We start from the raw sequence: 17,688 nt of genomic DNA, 5'->3' as shown, positions 1-17,688 counted from the left end.
CAATTCGGAAGAATCATAACGCTGATGCTCAATTTCCCTCAGCATGCAATGCCTTAACAGGTCTGAGCATCTTGAAAAACATAATTATGGGACAGCCTCATAAAGCATGTTTAGCAGGTTCTTCAGCCGCTCCTAAAGCGGACGCAAGAATTCAAGAGGCGGAATGGAAGAAAAAGGATTAGGACAAGCAAATGTCTGGCGATAACACACTGATTCCGAAGCACGGCGGATATCGAAAACTGAAGAGCTTTCAGCTTGCGCAGTTGATTTATGATCTTACGGTTCGTTTTTGTAACCGCTACGTCGATAAGAACAGCCGGACGCGCGACCAAATGATCCAGGCGGCGCGGAGCGGAACTCAAAACATCGCTGAAGGCAGCCAAGCGTCAGGAACGTCAAAGAAGATGGAACTGAAACTGACAAACGTGGCGCGGGCAAGTCTGGAGGAGTTCCGGCTGGACTATGAGGACTTCCTTCGGCAGCGGGGGCTGGAGGTATGGACGCCAGGCCATGCAGTTCTGGTGCGTTTCAGGAAAAGGCGCTGGGCAACGCTGGATGAGGTCAGGGCATGGGTCGAGGAAGAAAGACGAAGACCAAAAAATGAGAAAGGACGAAAACTTCCGAATACGATCGAAGAACACAGACGAACACAGACCGACACAGATGGCGGGACCGTTTCAAATCGCACAGAAAAAGTCGCTCAACAGGCCGTGGTTCGGACAAATATGGGTAGAGAAGGCAGCAGAGAATCTCGCGTGTCCTTATCCGTCCGTGAAAGTCCTTGTCAGTCCGTGCCATCTTCGGCGCTGGTGGCCAATGCGGCCCTCTCACTGCTGAATCTCTGCGTCTATTTCCTTGACCGCCAGATCGCGGCACAAGCCAAGGCTTTCGAAGATGAAGGCGGTTTCACAGAACGACTCTACCAAAGGCGGACAAGCAGAAAGCGAGGCAAATGAATTTCCGAAAGAGCCGGTTTCAGAGATAACATGGATGAGGTCTGCCCTATGATGTTTACGGACGCCTTACAATCCCTTCCAAGCACCTTCGGCATAACCGGGAGGCCGTTCAGCTCGCAAAGGATCAAGGCCTTTCCTCCCCCCCTCTTGAATCCGACCCGATTCTTTAAGTGCTCGTTTGGCCATTTTTGGGTTTACTTTTCGCCCGCTTTCATGGTAAAATATCGCCACTTCGACCTCGATTTCTCGCTGCATCGCCAATATCCTCTGCGGTAAGCGAATGAGTTCCTCGCGCAGTATGAAATCCGATGTTCAGCAACGGTGAGGGAAGTGTATATATGAAATATTGGCGGACTCCACTGGACCTGCATACCATCCAGACGAGCAAGGGAAAGGTTGTCGTTCTGCGGGAACGATGCAAGGGGTGCCAGTACTGCATCGAGTACTGCCCGCGCAACGTGCTGGTCCTTTCGAAAGCGTTCAATCTCAAAGGATACCATTACCCTGAGGTGGAGGACGAATCGCAGTGTGTCAACTGCCATTTCTGCGAAGTCATCTGCCCCGATTTCGCCATATATTCCGTTGAAGCTCCCTCCAAACCCTGACCCATTTTGAATTTTAATCCCGCTCTTCGCGGGATTGGATTGAATAGGAGATACCCAGGGTTTAACAAGGACTACGGAAAAAGATTAGGATCCGCGGTCCCGCAGGGGGATCGATGACGTACCCCCCGGCGGATCGAATCTGCAGATGAAGATGAAATTAACACAATTGGAGTGACGAATACCGTGGCGGCGAAGGCGGTCCTTATGGGTACACATTTCATGAACGGCGACTACGCGTGCTGCGAGGGCGCGCTTGCGGCCGGCTGTCGCTTCTTCGGCGGATATCCGATCACGCCGGCTACCGAGGTTGCCGAGCGGATGTCGGCGCGCCTGCCGGATATCGGCGGCATCTATATTCAGATGGAGGATGAGCTTGCTTCGATTGCGGCGGTCCTCGGCGCAAGCTGGGGCGGCATGAAAGCGATGACAAGCACCTCCGGTCCCGGTTTCTCGCTGATGATGGAAAATATCGGGCTCGGCCTGTGCACCGAGACGCCGTGCGTGGTGTGCAATGTTCAGAGAGCCGGCCCGAGCACAGGGTTGCCGACGCTGGTCGGCCAGGCCGACATGATGCAGGCTCGATGGGGCTCGCACGGGCCGTACGAGATTATCGCGGTTGCGCCCTCAAGCCCGCAGGAGATGTTCGACTTCACCGTCTGGGCGTTCAATTTGAGCGAGAAATACCGCTTGCCCGTGATGATAATGGCGGACGAAGTGGTCGGCCACATGACGGAGAAAGTGGTGATTCCGGCGGAGGATGAGATCGAGATCGTCTCGCGCCCGAAGCCGACTGTCGCGCCTGCTCAATTTCTTCCGTACAAGCCGGATTCCGACGGAGTCGCTCCGATGGCAAATTTCGGCGACGGCTACCGCATCCACGTAACCGGCCTGACTCACGACGAGCGCGGATATCCGGTGATGGATGACGCGACACAGAAGCAGATGATAGAGCGGCTCGTCAACAAGATCAAGAACAACGCCGATAAGATCATTCGGTATGAGACGGCGGCTTTGGATGATGCCGAGGTGGCGGTGGTCGCTTACGGCATAAGCGCGAGGTCGGCCCGGCGCGCGGTCTGCGAGGCGCGCGCGAAGGGGATGCGCGCCGGCTTACTGAAGCTGAACACTGTTTGGCCGTTCCCGGAAAAGGCGATCGAGGACCTTGCCGGCCGGGTAAAGGCAATGATCATGCCGGAAATCAACATGGGGCAGATGGTGTTGGAACTCGAGCGGTGCGCGCGCGGCAAGTGCGATGTGCGGCTGGTGCCGCATGCGGGCGGCTCGATTCTCAGCCCGCGCACGATTGTTGCCGCTGTCGAGGCGGTGCTGGAGGAGCGTAAATGACAAAGAAAACGAAGCAACATGCGCCGGTGCATCCTCAGGATGAGATACTGCGCACCGATCGCATCCCGCACATCTGGTGCTCGGGCTGCGGCATTGGCACCGTTTTCGGCTGCGTCCTCTCGGCAATAAAAAAATCTACGGCGCCGCTTGACGATGTCGCGATGGTATCCGGCATCGGCTGCACGGGCCGAATGGCGGGTTACATAAAGGTCGACTCATATCATACGACTCACGGGCGCGCGATTCCGTTTGCCACGGGCCTGAAGCTGGCGCGGCCGCAGTCGCGCGTGCTCGTGTGTTCGGGTGACGGCGACCTGCTGGCGATCGGCGGCAACCATTTCATTCATGCGGCAAGACGGAACATGGACCTCACGGTCATCTGCGTGAACAACTTCAACTACGGCATGACCGGTGGCCAGCTTGCTCCGAGCACTCCGTTCGGGGCGAAGACGACTACCAGCATCATCGGATGTCCGGAAGAACCCTTCAATTTCTGTTACATGGCGGCCGCAGCGGGAGCGGTTTATGTTGCGAGGTGGACGGCGCTTCACATCAGGCGGCTGACCGACTCGATTACCGAAGCGATGAACAAGAGGGGATTCAGTTTTGTCGAAGTTCTCTCGCCGTGCCCGACGTCGTTTGGCCGCCGCAATAAGATGGGAAAAGGCATCGACATCGTGAAGTATTATCACGAGAAGTCGGTGATTCGAAATGACGTGGACCCGAAGGAGGCGACGCTCGATTTCAATAAGAACCTTGTGGTAGGCAAATTCATCGATATCGAGCGGCCGACGTTCCTCGATAATTATCAGCTTGTCAGCAGACGCGAGGCGCCCGCCTGGCCGGCGGGCGAAAAGCCGGCGGCGAAACGCGAGCCTGCGAAAGAGGCGAAAACTCATGCAGGATAAGAAGGAAAGGGAAATCCTTATCAGCGGTTTTGGCGGGCAGGGCATTGTGCTGGCCGGCAACATATTGGGGAAGGCCGCCGCATTGTATGACGGCAGGCATTCGACCCTCACCCAATCGTATGGGCCCGAGGCGCGCGGCGGCTCGTGTTCGGCTCAGGTGATGATCAGCGATGAGGAAATTCTGTTTCCATACGTTGAGGAGCCGCAGGTTCTGGTATGCATGAGCCAGGAAGCCTACACGAAGAATATAGACTTGCTGATCCCGGGAGGCCTGTTCATCTGGGATTCGGATTTGATTCAGGTCGGCGAGCTTGATCCGAGCCTGGTCACATACAACATTCCGGCCACCCGATTCGCGGGGGAGCTGGGAAACGAGATGATGGCGAACATCGTCATGCTCGGATTTCTTTCGGCGGTGAGCGACCTGGTAAACCCTGATTCGCTTCTGAAGGCGGTTCTGAGTTCGGTGCCACCACAGACGAAGGAGAAAAACCAGAAGGCATTCGAACGCGGCCGCGAGTATGGCGAGGCCATTTTAAGAAGCCTCTCGAAACAAGATGAAATCCGGAATGGAATATGACGCCGCGGAAAGCATCGAAACAGCCGAAGAAGGCGATCCTGCTCGTCGGCTCGGGCTACGGCGCGCTCAAAGCGGCCGAAGACCTGGCGCAATCGGGCATTCCGGTCGTGTGGGTGACGAACGCGCCGCATTTTCTGAAGTTGCCGGGCGGAACCGAGACCTTTTCCGAATGGCCGGACGACATCAACTTCCAGTTTCGCCCGCTCTATTTGCGCGTCACGCGCCATCCGCTGGTCACGCCGCTGACCGGCGCCCGGCTGGAATCGCTCGAACAATCGCCGGTCGGCATCCGGGCGGTTGTCACGCAGAATCCGCAGTACATTGATTATGATCTCTGCACCGGCTGCGGCCGCTGCATGGAGGTCTGCCCGCTCAACAATTCCGATCATCCTCCCCTCAGCAGGAGTCCCGCATACTGTCCCTCGCGAGCGTTAGAGTTGAATAAACGCAAGCTCGCAGAATGCCGCGTGAACTGTCCGCTCGGAGTCAACGTGCAGGCGTACATGGCTCTAGCGGCAGCCTCGCGTTTCGAGGAAGCGTTGCGTGTAATAAAGGAGGATAACCCGCTTCCCGGCATCTGCGGCAGAGTTTGCCATCATCCGTGCGAGGCCTCGTGCCGCAGGAAGGAACTGGATGAGCCGATCGCCATTCGCGACGTGAAACGATTCCTTGCCGACTACGAGGCGGAACACGGCCCGGTGAAACTCGACAGTGCGAAAAGCGACCATAATGGAGAGCGCGTGGCAATCATCGGGTCCGGACCCGCCGGCCTGACGGCGGCGCATTTTCTCAACCGGGCCGGCTTCTCGGTCACCGTTTTCGAGGCGCTGCCGGAAGCGGGCGGCATGCTGCGAGCCGGCATCAACTCGTTCCGGTTGCCGCGGAAAGTGCTCGATGCGGAAGTACTGGCCATTGCGGGTTCCGGCGTCGAAATCCGAACCGGCCACAAGATAGATTCGGCTGCCGCTCTTCTCAAGCAGGGATTCAAAGCCATCCTGCTTGCGACAGGCACGCATGAGGACTTGCGGCTGAATATACCGGGCGAAGATTTCGAGGGCATCGAGCACTGCGTCGCGTTTCTCAGCAGAATGAACCTTTATAAAGAAGGAAGAGTGAAAGCGCGAACCGTCGTGATCGGAGCGGGCAATTCCGCAATGGATGCCGCGCGGACCGCTTTGCGGCTGGGGGCTGAAGAAGTCACTATCCTGGCAATAGAAAGAGAGAATGAGATGCCCGCCCATCCACGCGAGATCCGGGAGGCGCGCGAAGAGGGCGTCAAGTTCGTTCTGGGGGCGGCGCCGGTGGAATTCGAAGGCGCGGCAAATCAGGTTAACAAGATCATCTGCAGGCCGGCTCACTGGTCGGAACCCGACTCTCAAGGTGCGCGGCGGATAGCATACGATTCAGACGAGACTTTTGCAATCGAGGCGGAGACGGTGATCGTCGCGATCGGACAGCGGCCCCATTTGAAGGAATTCGGCTTGGCGCAGGAAGGTTTTTTAACCGACAAGGCAGGCCGTATTCAGGCGGGCGATGATTTTTCAACCTCGATCCCCGGCGTTTTCGCGGCCGGCGACGTCGTGACCGGTCCGTCTACGGTCATCGGCTCGATGGCCTCCGGCCGGAAGGCCGCGGCGTTCATGATCGAACATCTCACAAGAAACCGGTCTCAATTTTCCGAGCTGACGGCCGAGAGCAGAGGCGTCGGCGAATATGTTGAGATATCTGAAGACATTCCGAAGCAGTCCCGGCCGGAGATGGCTCAGCGCCAGCCGAAAGTGAGGCGGCGCGATTTTGAAGAGGTCGATTTCGGGCTGACGCCGGAACAGGCAGTGGCCGAGGCAAAACGGTGCCTGCAGTGCGGCGCGTGCTGCGAGTGCAGGGTTTGCGAGAGCGTCTGCACCGATATCGGAGCGATCGACCATTTTCGCGAAGGAAGACGATTCGAATTTTCGTGTCCCAGCGTCATTATCGCGGATTCGCAGGAAATCGGCAGCATTGATCATGTCGAGGGCAAAAGGATTTTCCATCTGAGCGATCTCAAGGCGGAAATCGATCTGGTCGATGTGCTGGTATCCGGAAGCTCGGCCGCGGGCCGGGCGATGACAGAGGCCGCTCCTTTGAGAGTGACCGCCATTCCGAATGAAGTCGAGCCGCCCGAACCTGCGGGGGACGAACGCCTGGGAATCTTCATCTGCAACTGCAATGGCGCGATGGCCCCGAAGGCGGTAATGGATCGCATCATGGACCTGGCGGCGCGCGTGCCGTCGGTCGCCCATAGCGAGATCATTTTCTCCGCATGTCATCCGCGTGGGGCCGATCAAATCGCGCGCTCGGTTCGTGAAAAACGGCTGAATCGCGTGATTCTCGGCTCTTGCGTCTGCTGTCCGCTCGAATTTCAATGCATCTCGTGCAACGATCAGAGAACGCGCGCCCGCATTCATCTGTTCGACCGGCTTGGTTTGCCGCGGAATCACTTCGAGATGATCAACATCAAGGATCATCTGCTGCCGGGAGGACAGACGGACGATGAGATATTCGAGAAGGCCCGTGAAATATTAAAGGGAGCCTTGATCCGAGTGCATTTGCTCGGCCGTCTGCGACAGGGTATCACCGAGATCGGCAAGAACATCATGATCCTTGGAGGCTCCGAAGTGGGAATCAGTTGCGCGATGAACTTGAGCCTGCAGGGATTTCACGTGCGCCTGATCCACAAATGTACCACTGCCGGCGGTGCGAGACTTCCCGATTTCATCGCACGAAGGCCGATTGATGGGAAGATCGGCCGGTCCATCACTCATGTGGAAGAAGCGGAGATACAGGAAATCAGCGGCCATCTGGGCGATTTCAGGGTTTCCCTTGTTTCCGGCGGCGTTCATCACACCTGGCGCGCGAGCGTGATCTGTTTGACGGATGAGAACGTGCTTCCGCTCGCGATCCAGGAGAACATGATGGGACTGAAGAAACTGTACCGGTACAATTTTGCCTTTTTCCATACGCCCCAACTCGGGCTCTATCGGGTATTGCCGCGCACGTTAAAGCGGGTGAACGCGTTCGAGGCCGGCACGGCGCTTGCCGCGGAAGTGGCGACGGTGACGGCGGAAGCGTTCTTGAAGGATCACGAGCTGAGTCCGCGCGTTGATCCGGAGCTGTGCCGCGGGTGCGGGCGGTGTGCCGAAATCTGCCCATTTAACGCGATCAAGATGGTATCAAGCCAGCACGGCATCTATACCGCGGAGGTCATCCGTCACAACTGCGTCGGCTGCGGCGGGTGCGTCGGCCGATGCCCCGTTACGGCGATGGATATTCCCTATTTTTCGAACCAGCTTCTCGAAGATATCGTCATGAAGACGTTTTCCGGAGAACGATGATGGGACAGGTCAATCTGCTGGGAATCTGCTGCAACTGGAGCCCATATGCCTGCTATAATGCCGCCGGCATGGCCAAGCTGGAGATCCCCCGCAATTTCCGATTGGTGCGGGTGATGTGTATCGGCCGAATCAATCAGGCGCTCATTCTCCGGGCGTTCGAATACGGCGCCGATGGCGTCATTTTGCTCGAATGCAAGGATGAGGATTGCCGGTATGGACCGGGACCGGAAGTCGGGCATGTCAACGTAGAGCGAGTGCGCAAGCTCCTTCGTCTTCTGGGGATCAGACAAAAGCGGCTTGTTGAGCGGAATTTTGCCACGCACGAAAAAGAGGAATTTGTAAAGGCTCTTTGGGATTTTGCCGCCCGGATAGAAGCGCTGGGCCCGAATGAAGCGAAACCACGCCAGGAAAGAGAAGCATCGTGGACGACTTCGATAAAAGAATAGACGAAATAATCCGCAAGCACTCGCTCCACCAGTGTCTGGAGTGCGGGAAATGTTCCGCGTCGTGTCCGCGCCTGATTGCAGGAAAAGAGTATTCGCCTCGGCTCCTGGCGCACAAACTGATCGCCGAGCGCGAGGACGAGACCTTTATCGAGAGCTCCGTGTGGGAATGCCTGACGTGCGGACTGTGCGAAGAGCGCTGCCCCTCGGGCGTCGATATCAGTCATCTGATCCTGGAGATGCGCACGCTGCTGGCAAAATCGAAGGGGCTGAGAGGATATCGCGCTCATGACGGCGCGCTTCACTCGTGGATGCGAATGATGACGTCGCCCGAACTTCAGCAGGAGAGACTGGGATGGGTGGATCCGCGGGTAAAGACGGCGACTCATGGGCCTATCGCCTTTTTTACCGGCTGCGCCCCGTATTTCGACGTTTTTTTCTCCGGGATCGAGGTTGACACGCTTTCAATCATCCGCGACAGCGTGCGTCTTCTGAATTTTCTCTCAATAGAACCGGTGCTTCTTGCAAATGAGCGATGCTGCGGTCATGATCTGCTGTGGACTGGCGACCAGGAAAACTTTGAAACCTTGTGCCGCCTCAACTATGAGGAATTCAAAGCGGCAGGTGTTGAAGAAGTCGTGGTGACGTGTCCTGAATGCTACCATACGCTCGGCACATACATGCCGAAGGTCATTTCGGGCTTCGACATAAAAGTAACGTTGCTGATTCACCTCCTCGAGCGAGAAATAAAGAAGGGTGGCGTCGCGTTCAAGCCGTTCAAGCGCAAGCTGACGTTCCAGGATCCGTGCCGCCTTGGCAGGATATCCGGATGTTATGATACGCCGCGCACGCTGCTGTCGTTGATTCCGCAGGCGAGGCTTCGGGAAATGGAGAATTCAAAACACAGCGCGCTCTGCTGCGGCAACAACGCGTTCATAAACTGCGACGCCTATTCCAAGCGGGTCCAGGTTCAGCGCCTGAAGGAGGCGAAATCGACAGGAGCCGAGACATTGATTACCGCCTGTCCGAAATGCATGATCCACCTGACGTGCACGATGCGGGACCCTTACAGCCGCGGTTCGTTGAAGTTGGAGATACGGGATTTGGTGTCGGTGCTGGCGGACCATATCGAATGGTCGGGGAAATAGGGGGAAGGAGCGGAATGCAAGAAACGGGAACAAATGAGACGTGCCGAATCGGCGTGTACGTGTGCCACTGCGGGTTGAATATTGCGGGCGTGGTCGATTGCGAGGCTGTGGCCGAGCGTGCAAAACAGCTTCCCGACGTCGTTCTCGCGCGACATGACGGCTACCTGTGTTCGGAGCCGGGCCAGAACCTGATTAAGAAGGACATTCAGGAAGAGGGCTTGAACCGGATCGTGGTCGCCTCATGCTCTCCGAGACTGCACGAGCCGACGTTCCGGCAGTGCATCAGCGAGGCCGGCCTCAATCCGTACCTGCTCGAAATGGCGAACCTGCGCGAGCAGTGTTCCTGGGTCCACGGCCACGATCGGGAAGGCGCAACCCTCAAGGCGGGCGACCTCGTCCGATCGGCGGTCGCGCGCGCGCGCCGCTTGAAGACGCGGGCGGAGACCGAAGTCCCGATCCGGCGCTCGACGCTGGTGATCGGCGGCGGAATCGCCGGCATACAGGCCGCGCTCGATCTGGCCGATTCCGGCTATAAGGTCATCCTCGTGGAGAAGGAGCCGAGCATTGGAGGGATCATGGCCAGGTTGGATAAGACGTTTCCAACCATGGACTGCTCCATATGAATACTCGGTCCGAAGATGACTGATGCCGGTCGGCATCCAAACATAACGCTGCTCACCCTGAGCGAAGTCAAGAAGGTCACGGGGTACGTCGGCAACTTCCACGTGCAGGTGCTCAAACGGGCGCGGTACGTAAAGGAAGGCGAATGCACCGCCTGCGGCGACTGTATTAAGGATTGCCCTGTCACCGTTCCGGATGAATTCAACATGGGGCTGAACACGCGCCGGGCGATCTATTCTCCGTTTCCCCAGGCGGTTCCTTCCGCATATGTCGTCGACATGAAGAATTGTCTCGGCCACAATCCGATAATCTGCGGCAAATGCATCTTGAAGTGCGAGAAACACTGCATCGACTTCAACATGAATGATGAAATGCTCGAATTCGACGTCGGCACAATAATTGTCGCCACCGGCATCGATATTTATGATCCGACGATCCTTGACGAGTACGGATACACCAGGTATGAGAACGTCGTCACGAGTATCGAGTTGGAACGTCTGATCAATGCGGGGGGCCCGACCAAGGGAGAGGTAGTTCGCCTCACGGATCGCCGACAACCGAAATCTATCGCGTTCATCCAATGCGTCGGCTCGCGCTCGCAGACGCGCGGGCGTCCCTATTGCTCGAACATCTGCTGCATGAACACGATCAAGAGCACGCTCATGTTGAAGGAGCACTATCCCGATATCGAGGTGAAAGTGTTTTATATCGATATTCGGGCGTTCGGCAAGGGGTTCGAGGAGTTGTTCCGGCGGAGTAAAGGGACGGGCGTGCGCTACATACGCGGGCTTCCCGGCTCAATCAAGGAAGACCCGAAGACGCGCGACCTGATTCTGACCGTCGAGAATACCGCAAGCAACGAACTCGAAACACACCGGGTGGAAATGGTGGTGCTGGCGGTTGCCCTCCAGCCGCCGGAGGACATGAACATTGTGCAGGAGATGCTGACGCTGCAGCGCACGTCCGAAGGGTTCTTCCTCGAAGCGCATCCCAAGCTTCAGCCGGTCGATTCCGCCACGCGCGGCGTCTTTTTCGCCGGCTGCGCCGACGGACCGAAGGATATCCGCGAATCGGTGACGCAGGCGTCCGCCGCGGCGGCCCGGTCGATGCGGCTGATGAATCCAGGACGCCTGAAGGTCGAGTCGATCACGGCGGAAGTCAATCCGGATTTGTGCACCTCGTGCGGCCTGTGCGCGAAAGTATGCCCGTATAATGCCATCGATGTCGATACGCGCGCGAAAAAGCCCGCTGTTGTCACGACCGCCGCCTGTGCGGGCTGCGGGACGTGCGCGGCCGAATGTCCGGCTGGCGCCATCGAGATGCATCATTTTACCGACGATCAGATCGAGGCGCAGATCGATGCCATCCTTGAAGAGCAGCCGGCGGAGCGGATCCCGGTTTTCGCCTGTAACTGGTGCTCATACGCGGGCGCCGATTTCGCCGGAGTGTCGCGGCTTCAGTATCCGTCCAACGGCCGGTTGATCCGCACGATGTGCTCGGGACGCGTTCATGAGAAATTCGTGTGGCGCGCCTTCGAGAAAGGGGCGCCGGTCGTTCTGGTTTCCGGCTGCCATATCGGCGACTGCCATTATATAAATGCGAACCATTGGACGGAGCGCCGCATCGGCAAGTTGTGGAAGAAGATGGACAAGCTCGGAATCCGCAAGGAACGACTGGCGCTCGAGTGGATCAGCGCCGCCGAAGGCGTGCGGTTCCAGGAAGTGATGCAGCGCATGGAGCGCCTGCGCAAAGCCGTTACACCCGAGGAGATAGCCGAAACACAGCGAATCCTGCAAGGACAGAAGGCGGAAAGCCCCGTCGAAGGATAACGGAAACTCCGTATTCAAAAAGGTAGTTTCTGCAGCCATTTCCCTTTTTTTCAGGCGCTCTCGATCGTTGCTTTCCAGTCCGATGGGAGCGCGTGCTCCAGCTCAGACATCGTCTCGTCGCCAAGCAAATCTTTAGCCAGATGCAGAACAGTCTTAATAAGGGTTTCGGCCTGATCGCCCGCTATGCGGAACTGCTGAGCGATCTCGATGATGTATTCTTCAACGGAAATCTTCTCTGGCCGCACCTGATGGCCCCGCAGCCGCTCGAGGGTCAACGGGCCCGGAAGCTTCTCGACCAGTTTTTGCGCCTCCGCCTCTTCGAGCCGGCTCGCCAAAATGCCCAAGACTGCCTTGACGGCGGCATCGGCAGTGTCGCGATTAGGAATAAACTCCAGATTCTTGACTTCCTCTATGAAACGATCATATTCCATTCCCATCCTCCTTCCGGTAAGCAGGGAGAAGGGGCGCGCAAGAGAATCTGAAAGAAATCATTCAGTCTTTACTTTTATCTGTTTTGGTTTTGCCTCTTCCTTTTTCGGCATCTCTATTTCCAGGATGCCGCTCTTGAAGGAGGCTTTCACTTTTTCTGTATCAACCGCAGTCGGCAGCGGAATCGACCGCTGAAAAGCGCCATATGTCCGCTCGATCCGGTAATAATTCTTTTCTTTTCTTTCTTCCTCTTTCTTTTTCTCACCCTTGATGACCAGATTGCTGTCAATGACATTCACGTCGATATCCTTGTCGGTCAGTCCCGGTAATTCCGCTTTCACAAAGATATTATTTTCGTCCTCGTATACATCGACAGCAGGAGCCCATTCGGCCTCGATCCCCCGTCGTTCAGGAAATCCGAGCGAGAGATCGAACAAACGGTTGATCTCGTCCTGAATCCTCATCAGGTTCCGAAACGGTTCAAGCTCAAAACCGGGACGCCATCTGACCAGTGCCATGTTTTATCCCTCCTTTCAAAAAAGAGTTCGCCTAAATCCTCTTGCGACGTATTTGTTTGTCTCTTCTTCCCTCAATACTAGTATTACTCTGTTAACTCTTCAGTGCAATTATTCATTATTGTTTAACAACCAGCTCCGGGTGCCCCGGGACGTGCTGTGTTAGGGGGGCTTTCTTACCGCCGTTTATCCCAATCCTGAAAAATCTCCGCCCCGCATCAGCGCACCGTAAATTGGTTGAAGGAGGAGATTGCGATGTCTTATAATGAATTTGCGTAGAGGTGTTTGTGAAGTGGATCATTTCCATGACTACTAAAGAAAATGAAATAAGTCTTCGGGGAACACTCGAAAAGATCATTTACATGAACGCTGAAGACGGCTTTACCGTAGCCCTTTTGAACGTGAGCCGAAAGGGAGGAGCCGTCACAATCGTCGGCCATTTGAGCGGTGTGCGCGAGGGCGAGCAACTGCAGGCGCTCGGCAGTTGGGAGACCAACCAGAAGTTCGGCGAGCAATTCAGGGTCCACAGTTGCCAAATCATCCCTCCATCGACAACGGAGGGCATCGAGAAATATCTTGCGTCGGGGGTGATTCCCGGAATTGGGCCGGTGATGGCCGAGCGGATCGTACACCGATTCGGCATGAAGACGCTCCATGTTATGGAAGAGAGCCCGCAACGGCTCAAGGAAGTTCCCGGAATCGGGAGGAAAACCTTAAAGAAGATACTTGCAGCATGGGAGCAGCACAAAGACCTGCGCGATACAATGATCTTCCTGCAGTCGCTGGGTATTTCCGCCGCATATGCCGGGAAAATCATCAAGCAGTATGGCGGAGATGCATCACGCATCGTGCGGGAGAATCCTTACCGGCTGACCTATGACGTCTACGGCATCGGTTTCAAGCAGGCTGACGCCATCGCGATGCACATGGGTATCGCGCCGGATTCGCCGGAGCGAGCGGCGGCGGCGGTCGCGCATGTTCTCTCAGGGGCGGCGGCCGAGGGACACGTCTTTTGCCCGCTGCACGTTGTCCGCGAGCGCTGCCAGCGGCTTTTGGCGGCGCCGCCTGCCGTGATCGAGTCGGGAGTTGCCGCTCTGGTTACCGAACGAAAGGTTGTTATCGACAGGATGAATTCTCAAGACGCGGCGTATCTGGTTGCGCTTTACACGGCGGAAACCGGCGCCGCCGATTTCCTGCGAAGCCTGCGGGAAACGCTGAGGCTGATGCCGCCGATTCATGCGGGCAAAGCGACGACCTGGTTTGAGAAGCGACACCGGATGACGCTGAACGCGCGACAGCGGGAGGCGCTCGCCAAGGCGGTCAGCAGCAAGCTCCTCATCATCACGGGTGGTCCGGGCACCGGAAAGACCACGATCATCCAGGCGCTGGTCGAGATATTCCGCGCGAAAGATCAAAAAGTGGTTTTGGCGGCGCCTACCGGACGCGCCGCCAAGAAGATGGAGGAAAGTGCCGGAGCGACAGCTATGACGATTCATCGACTGCTCGAATACAGCCCGCTGTTTTCGGGCTTCTTGCGCGATCAGGCGAACCCGATCGAGTGTGACGTCCTGATCATAGATGAGGCTTCGATGCTGGATATCGTCCTCCTGTACCATCTGCTGAAAGCGGTCCCTTCTGAGGCCGGAGTCATTTTGATCGGAGATATCGATCAGCTTCCATCGGTGGGCCCGGGAAATGTGCTCAAGGACCTGATCGAGTCGCATATTGCCGAAGTGGTCCGTCTGACGGAGATTTTCCGGCAGGAGGCGGACAGCCTCATCATAGCTAATGCGCACAAAGTCAATCGCGGGGAAATTCCGATGATGCCGCGCGGCGAGGCGTCGCCGAAGAGCGATTTTCACTTCATCGAGCGCTCGAATCCCGATGAGGTTGTCGCCACCATCGAAAACCTCGTGAGTCAAAGGATACCCAATGCGTTTCATCTGGACCCGCTCCTCGACATTCAGGTTCTCAGCCCGATGCATAGAGGGCCGGCAGGCGTTGCGAATCTGAATCTGCGGCTTCAGCACCTGCTTAATCCTTCAAATCATGAAATCAAACATGGCGCCCGCGGATTCAGGCTGCGCGACAAGGTCATGCAGATACGGAACAATTATGAGAAAGAGGTGTTTAACGGCGATATCGGTCTGGTTTCCGAGATCGATCCGGAGGCCGGGCAGGTGGGGGTCGATTTCGATGGAAGAATTGTGGATTATGAACAGAACGAGCTCGATGACCTTGAACTGGCCTACGCGATATCGGTGCACAAGTCGCAGGGGTCGGAGTACCGCGCAGTGGTGATGCCGATGGTGAATCAGCATTATATGCTGCTCCAGAGGAATCTGCTCTACACGGCCATCACGCGGGCGAAGGAGCTGGTTGTTCTGGTCGGCTCAATCCAGGCGCTCTCTCAGGCCGTGAAGAACGCGAATGTGCAGTATCGGAATTCGGGTCTGGCCTCGAGATTGAAATCACATTCGGGCGGATGAGGCGAAACGGATATGGAAGAGACGGGATACGTGTATGGACGGCGAGCGGTCATGGAAGTGCTGACCTCTTCGCCCGAGCGAATAAACAAGATATTTCTTGCTGAAGGAGACCACGGCCGCATTATCAGCGAGATTCGCGAACTGGCCAAACAGCATCACATCGTTTTGAAGTTTGTCCCGAGGCGCGCTTTAGAGAAATATGTTCCACACGGAAGCGCGCATCAGGGGATAGTCGCGTCGGTCGCTCCCGTCGAATACGCCGATCCTGAAGGTATCATGCAGCCATTCAAAGGAACTACTCCCGCGCTGATCGTGGTGCTCGACGAGATATCCGATCCGCAGAATCTGGGAGCGATCCTGAGGACGGCCGAGGCCGTCGGAGTTTCCGGAGTGTTGATTCCGCGCCACCGATCGGCAGGGCTCACGCCCGTTGTTGCAAAGCATTCCGCGGGCGCCTCACAGTACGTGCCGGTTGCGCGGGTGACGAACCTCGCTCAGACCATCGATGCCTTGAATGAGAGCGAAGTATCAACGGTGGGGGCCGCCGGCGACGCCGAAAAGACCCTTTATGAGATGGATTTCGCCGTACCGACTGCGATCGTGATTGGGAGCGAAGGGGCGGGTTTGAGGCCGCTTGTCCGCCGCCAATGCAGCGAACTGGCCCGCATCCCGATGGTGGGGAAAATCGAATCGCTGAATGCAAGCGTCGCGGCCGCTGTCTTCCTTTACGAGGCCTTTCGTCAGCGTCGATTTACCTCGTCGTCGCGCTCGAGCACCTCGAATCCGCCGTAACTTCCTTTTGCTTTGTAGTTCTCAGAAATATAGTTCAGCAAAGGATTCCGCTCGAAATCCTGGAGGCGGGCATATGGTAGCGCCGCCTGATATTGTTGCCAATCGGCCAGCGGATCAAGAATGATTATTCGGGGGTTCTCCCTCCGCAACTCCTCGATCACCTCCGCCATCTGATCTTCATCATTGAGGCTCGACATGAGCATCGGGAATTTTGTCGCGTTCTCCCGTTCGCTCAGATAATACAAGAAAGGGGACGAAGGCATAACAAAGATTTTTTCGCTCTCGTCGGTGGAGGTTTTCAGGAAGAGCAGCAGCTTTTCCATGGGAGCGAGCGCCATCGATCTCTCTACTTCGCCTGAACGCGCGGCTAGCAGACCCAGCGGAGAACCCAATTCAACGACCCTTACGAGAGACGCGGACGCAATGCTTGCGATTCCAATCCACAGGGCCGGAACGAGCACGACTGCGGAAAGCAGCCTTCCGGAATATCGAGATAAGCGGCCGGACCCAAATGACGAAATGCAATAGCTGAACGTCAGCAACGCCGGCGGGAGCGCAGTGAGGAGATGGTGGAAATCCGGCCTGCCAAGCGAGGCCGCAAAACATGAGAGAGCCGCCACCGATGCAAAGAATGGGATTTGAAATTCCGGCTTTGCCGGCGATGTTTTTCTGATGATCAGTCCGAGCGGAAGCAAGACGGCGGATACGGGAGCCGCGAAAGCCATAAAAGCGTACACCACTTGCGTAGAGATGGCATTGATTATCGGGGTTCCGAAGATATCCGTAGTTCTTGCAAGCAAACCAAGCGAGTACGCGCCGTAGGGGGCGCTGTAGTTCGGATTCGCGATGCCGGCCAATTCTTCGGAAGGAAAAACGATGATCGCGTCCCAGGCGTCCTTCAACAGACCCATTGCGGCCAAACATGCAAACGTTGCTCCCACGAACAGGATCGGGCACAAAGAATAGATGGAAGCCTGGCTGACGAATTCTCTTTTGCGCGACCGTCCATCGGGCGGCGCCGAGATGACTGCAAGCCCCAACACCAGCAGCCCTCCCACGAGAAGGGGAAGTCCCTTATGGAGTTGGAGCAGTAATGTCGTTCCGGCGAAAAAACCACTTAAGCCCAGGAAGATGTATTTTCGTTCCTTCAGGAAATAAGCCATGAAGAGGGCGCCGGCTACGACGGAAAACGTGCTGGTCCAATGGTGGCCGAAAACCGGCCACAGGTTGACTCCGACTGCGATAAAGAGCAGGCATGCAACAGCCGAATAGAATTTCGACATGAACGTGCGGCCCAGCAAATATATCATTAAGGTTGTAACAGAGGCGCCCGCTATCAATACCAGCCTCAGCGAGAACAACGACTTTCCCAGCAGCACAAACGATGATATGACGAGAAGAAAGATACCCGGCGGATAAAAGACCCAAAAATCCCGGTAAATGACTTTTCCCTTCATCATCTGAAGAGCGCCATAGATATATATTGATTCGTCCGCCTGAACCCCTTGCGTTTTCCAGCAAACCAGCAGCACCCCAAGGTTTATCAAAGACAAGACGAGAGCGATCACGATGTCGGAGAAGACCCTGGTGAGAATCGTGTTTGTGGTTTCAGGCTTTTGCAGTGCGTTTTGCATAGGGAGCGGGAGTTTTTCAGCCCC

The 17,688-nt window shown here is 56.5% G+C and carries 13 protein-coding genes and 1 pseudogene; 11 read left to right on the top strand and 3 right to left on the bottom strand.

All coding sequences use genetic code 11. From position 1 onward, the window contains the following. Positions 1–191 precede the first annotated feature (191 nt). The 9 genes and pseudogenes from C4520_06785 to C4520_06745 all read left to right on the top strand — a co-directional run bounded on the left by C4520_06785 (position 192) and on the right by C4520_06745 (position 11,805). Positions 192–956 carry a four helix bundle protein gene (locus C4520_06785; protein ID RJP23251.1) on the top strand — a complete coding sequence of 255 codons (765 nt, stop codon included), beginning with the start codon at positions 192–194 and terminating at the stop codon, positions 954–956. A 30-nt stretch (positions 957–986) separates the two neighbouring features. Continuing rightward, a complete protein-coding gene (locus tag C4520_06780; GenBank protein ID RJP23250.1) occupies positions 987–1,232 on the top strand; it encodes a hypothetical protein in 246 nt (81 codons plus the stop codon). Between the two features lie 62 nt (positions 1,233–1,294). After that, positions 1,295–1,561, top strand: a complete 267-nt coding sequence (locus C4520_06775) for a 4Fe-4S dicluster domain-containing protein (GenBank protein ID RJP23249.1) — start codon at positions 1,295–1,297, stop codon at positions 1,559–1,561. Between the two features lie 219 nt (positions 1,562–1,780). Next, positions 1,781–2,905: a 2-oxoacid:acceptor oxidoreductase subunit alpha gene (locus C4520_06770; protein RJP23254.1), complete on the top strand. Its 1,125-nt coding sequence runs from the start codon at positions 1,781–1,783 to the stop codon at positions 2,903–2,905. Next, positions 2,902–4,393, top strand: a pseudogene (locus tag C4520_06765) (hypothetical protein). The gene C4520_06770 and the pseudogene C4520_06765 overlap by 4 nt, the downstream one beginning before the upstream one ends. Beyond that, positions 4,390–7,764: a 4Fe-4S dicluster domain-containing protein gene (locus C4520_06760; protein RJP23248.1), complete on the top strand. Its 3,375-nt coding sequence runs from the start codon at positions 4,390–4,392 to the stop codon at positions 7,762–7,764. Before C4520_06765 ends, C4520_06760 begins: the two are co-directional and overlap by 4 nt. Further along, positions 7,677–8,210, top strand: coding sequence for a hydrogenase iron-sulfur subunit (locus C4520_06755; GenBank protein RJP23247.1), 534 nt, complete (start codon positions 7,677–7,679; stop codon positions 8,208–8,210). The genes C4520_06760 and C4520_06755 overlap by 88 nt, the downstream gene beginning before the upstream one ends. After that, positions 8,186–9,355, top strand: coding sequence for a (Fe-S)-binding protein (locus C4520_06750; protein RJP23246.1), 1,170 nt, complete (start codon positions 8,186–8,188; stop codon positions 9,353–9,355). The genes C4520_06755 and C4520_06750 overlap by 25 nt, the downstream gene beginning before the upstream one ends. Before the next feature lie 14 nt (positions 9,356–9,369). Next, entirely contained in the window at positions 9,370–11,805 is a 2,436-nt protein-coding gene (locus C4520_06745; GenBank protein RJP23245.1) for a hydrogenase iron-sulfur subunit, read from the top strand. A gap of 50 nt (positions 11,806–11,855) precedes the next feature. On the opposite strand, the gene C4520_06740 is transcribed toward C4520_06745, so the two are convergent. Together C4520_06740 and C4520_06735 are read right to left on the bottom strand one after the other, a co-directional pair. Continuing rightward, a complete protein-coding gene (locus C4520_06740; protein ID RJP23244.1) occupies positions 11,856–12,242 on the bottom strand; it encodes a DUF2267 domain-containing protein in 387 nt (128 codons plus the stop codon). A 51-nt stretch (positions 12,243–12,293) separates the two neighbouring features. Beyond that, on the bottom strand, positions 12,294–12,752 hold the full coding sequence (locus C4520_06735) for an Hsp20/alpha crystallin family protein (protein RJP23243.1): 459 nt from the start codon (positions 12,750–12,752) through the stop codon (positions 12,294–12,296). A 302-nt stretch (positions 12,753–13,054) separates the two neighbouring features. Here C4520_06735 and C4520_06730 point away from each other — a divergent pair, with 302 nt between their 5' ends. Together C4520_06730 and rlmB are read left to right on the top strand one after the other, a co-directional pair. Beyond that, positions 13,055–15,238, top strand: coding sequence for an ATP-dependent RecD-like DNA helicase (locus C4520_06730; protein RJP23253.1), 2,184 nt, complete (start codon positions 13,055–13,057; stop codon positions 15,236–15,238). A 12-nt stretch (positions 15,239–15,250) separates the two neighbouring features. Next, positions 15,251–16,030, top strand: a complete 780-nt coding sequence (gene rlmB, locus C4520_06725) for a 23S rRNA (guanosine(2251)-2'-O)-methyltransferase RlmB (protein RJP23242.1) — start codon at positions 15,251–15,253, stop codon at positions 16,028–16,030. Here the strand turns inward: rlmB and C4520_06720 are convergent. Beyond that, positions 15,979–17,664 carry a hypothetical protein gene (locus C4520_06720; protein ID RJP23241.1) on the bottom strand — a complete coding sequence of 562 codons (1,686 nt, stop codon included), beginning with the start codon at positions 17,662–17,664 and terminating at the stop codon, positions 15,979–15,981. The genes rlmB and C4520_06720 overlap by 52 nt on opposite strands. Positions 17,665–17,688: the final 24 nt, after the last annotated feature.

It is taken from the genome of Candidatus Abyssobacteria bacterium SURF_5, from assembly GCA_003598085.1.
In the GTDB taxonomy this organism is placed as follows: domain Bacteria; phylum Abyssobacteria; class SURF-5; order SURF-5; family SURF-5; genus SURF-5.
The sequence above is the reverse complement of the archived record's forward strand: the minus strand, read 5'-3'. Positions and strand labels throughout refer to the sequence as shown.

Excerpts from the sequence above, each read along its gene's own strand:
- C4520_06785 (RJP23251.1), top strand. The coding sequence starts at position 192 with ATGTCTGGCGATAACACACTGATTCCGAAGCACGGCGGATATCGAAAA.
- C4520_06780 (RJP23250.1), top strand. The coding sequence starts at position 987 with ATGGATGAGGTCTGCCCTATGATGTTTACGGACGCCTTACAATCCCTT.
- C4520_06775 (RJP23249.1), top strand. The coding sequence starts at position 1,295 with ATGAAATATTGGCGGACTCCACTGGACCTGCATACCATCCAGACGAGC.
- C4520_06770 (RJP23254.1), top strand. The coding sequence starts at position 1,781 with ATGAACGGCGACTACGCGTGCTGCGAGGGCGCGCTTGCGGCCGGCTGT.
- C4520_06760 (RJP23248.1), top strand. The coding sequence starts at position 4,390 with ATGACGCCGCGGAAAGCATCGAAACAGCCGAAGAAGGCGATCCTGCTC.
- C4520_06755 (RJP23247.1), top strand. The coding sequence starts at position 7,677 with ATGCCCCGTTACGGCGATGGATATTCCCTATTTTTCGAACCAGCTTCT.
- C4520_06740 (RJP23244.1), bottom strand. The coding sequence starts at position 12,242 with ATGGGAATGGAATATGATCGTTTCATAGAGGAAGTCAAGAATCTGGAG.
- C4520_06735 (RJP23243.1), bottom strand. The coding sequence starts at position 12,752 with ATGGCACTGGTCAGATGGCGTCCCGGTTTTGAGCTTGAACCGTTTCGG.
- C4520_06730 (RJP23253.1), top strand. The coding sequence starts at position 13,055 with ATGACTACTAAAGAAAATGAAATAAGTCTTCGGGGAACACTCGAAAAG.
- rlmB (RJP23242.1), top strand. The coding sequence starts at position 15,251 with ATGGAAGAGACGGGATACGTGTATGGACGGCGAGCGGTCATGGAAGTG.
- C4520_06720 (RJP23241.1), bottom strand. The coding sequence starts at position 17,664 with ATGCAAAACGCACTGCAAAAGCCTGAAACCACAAACACGATTCTCACC.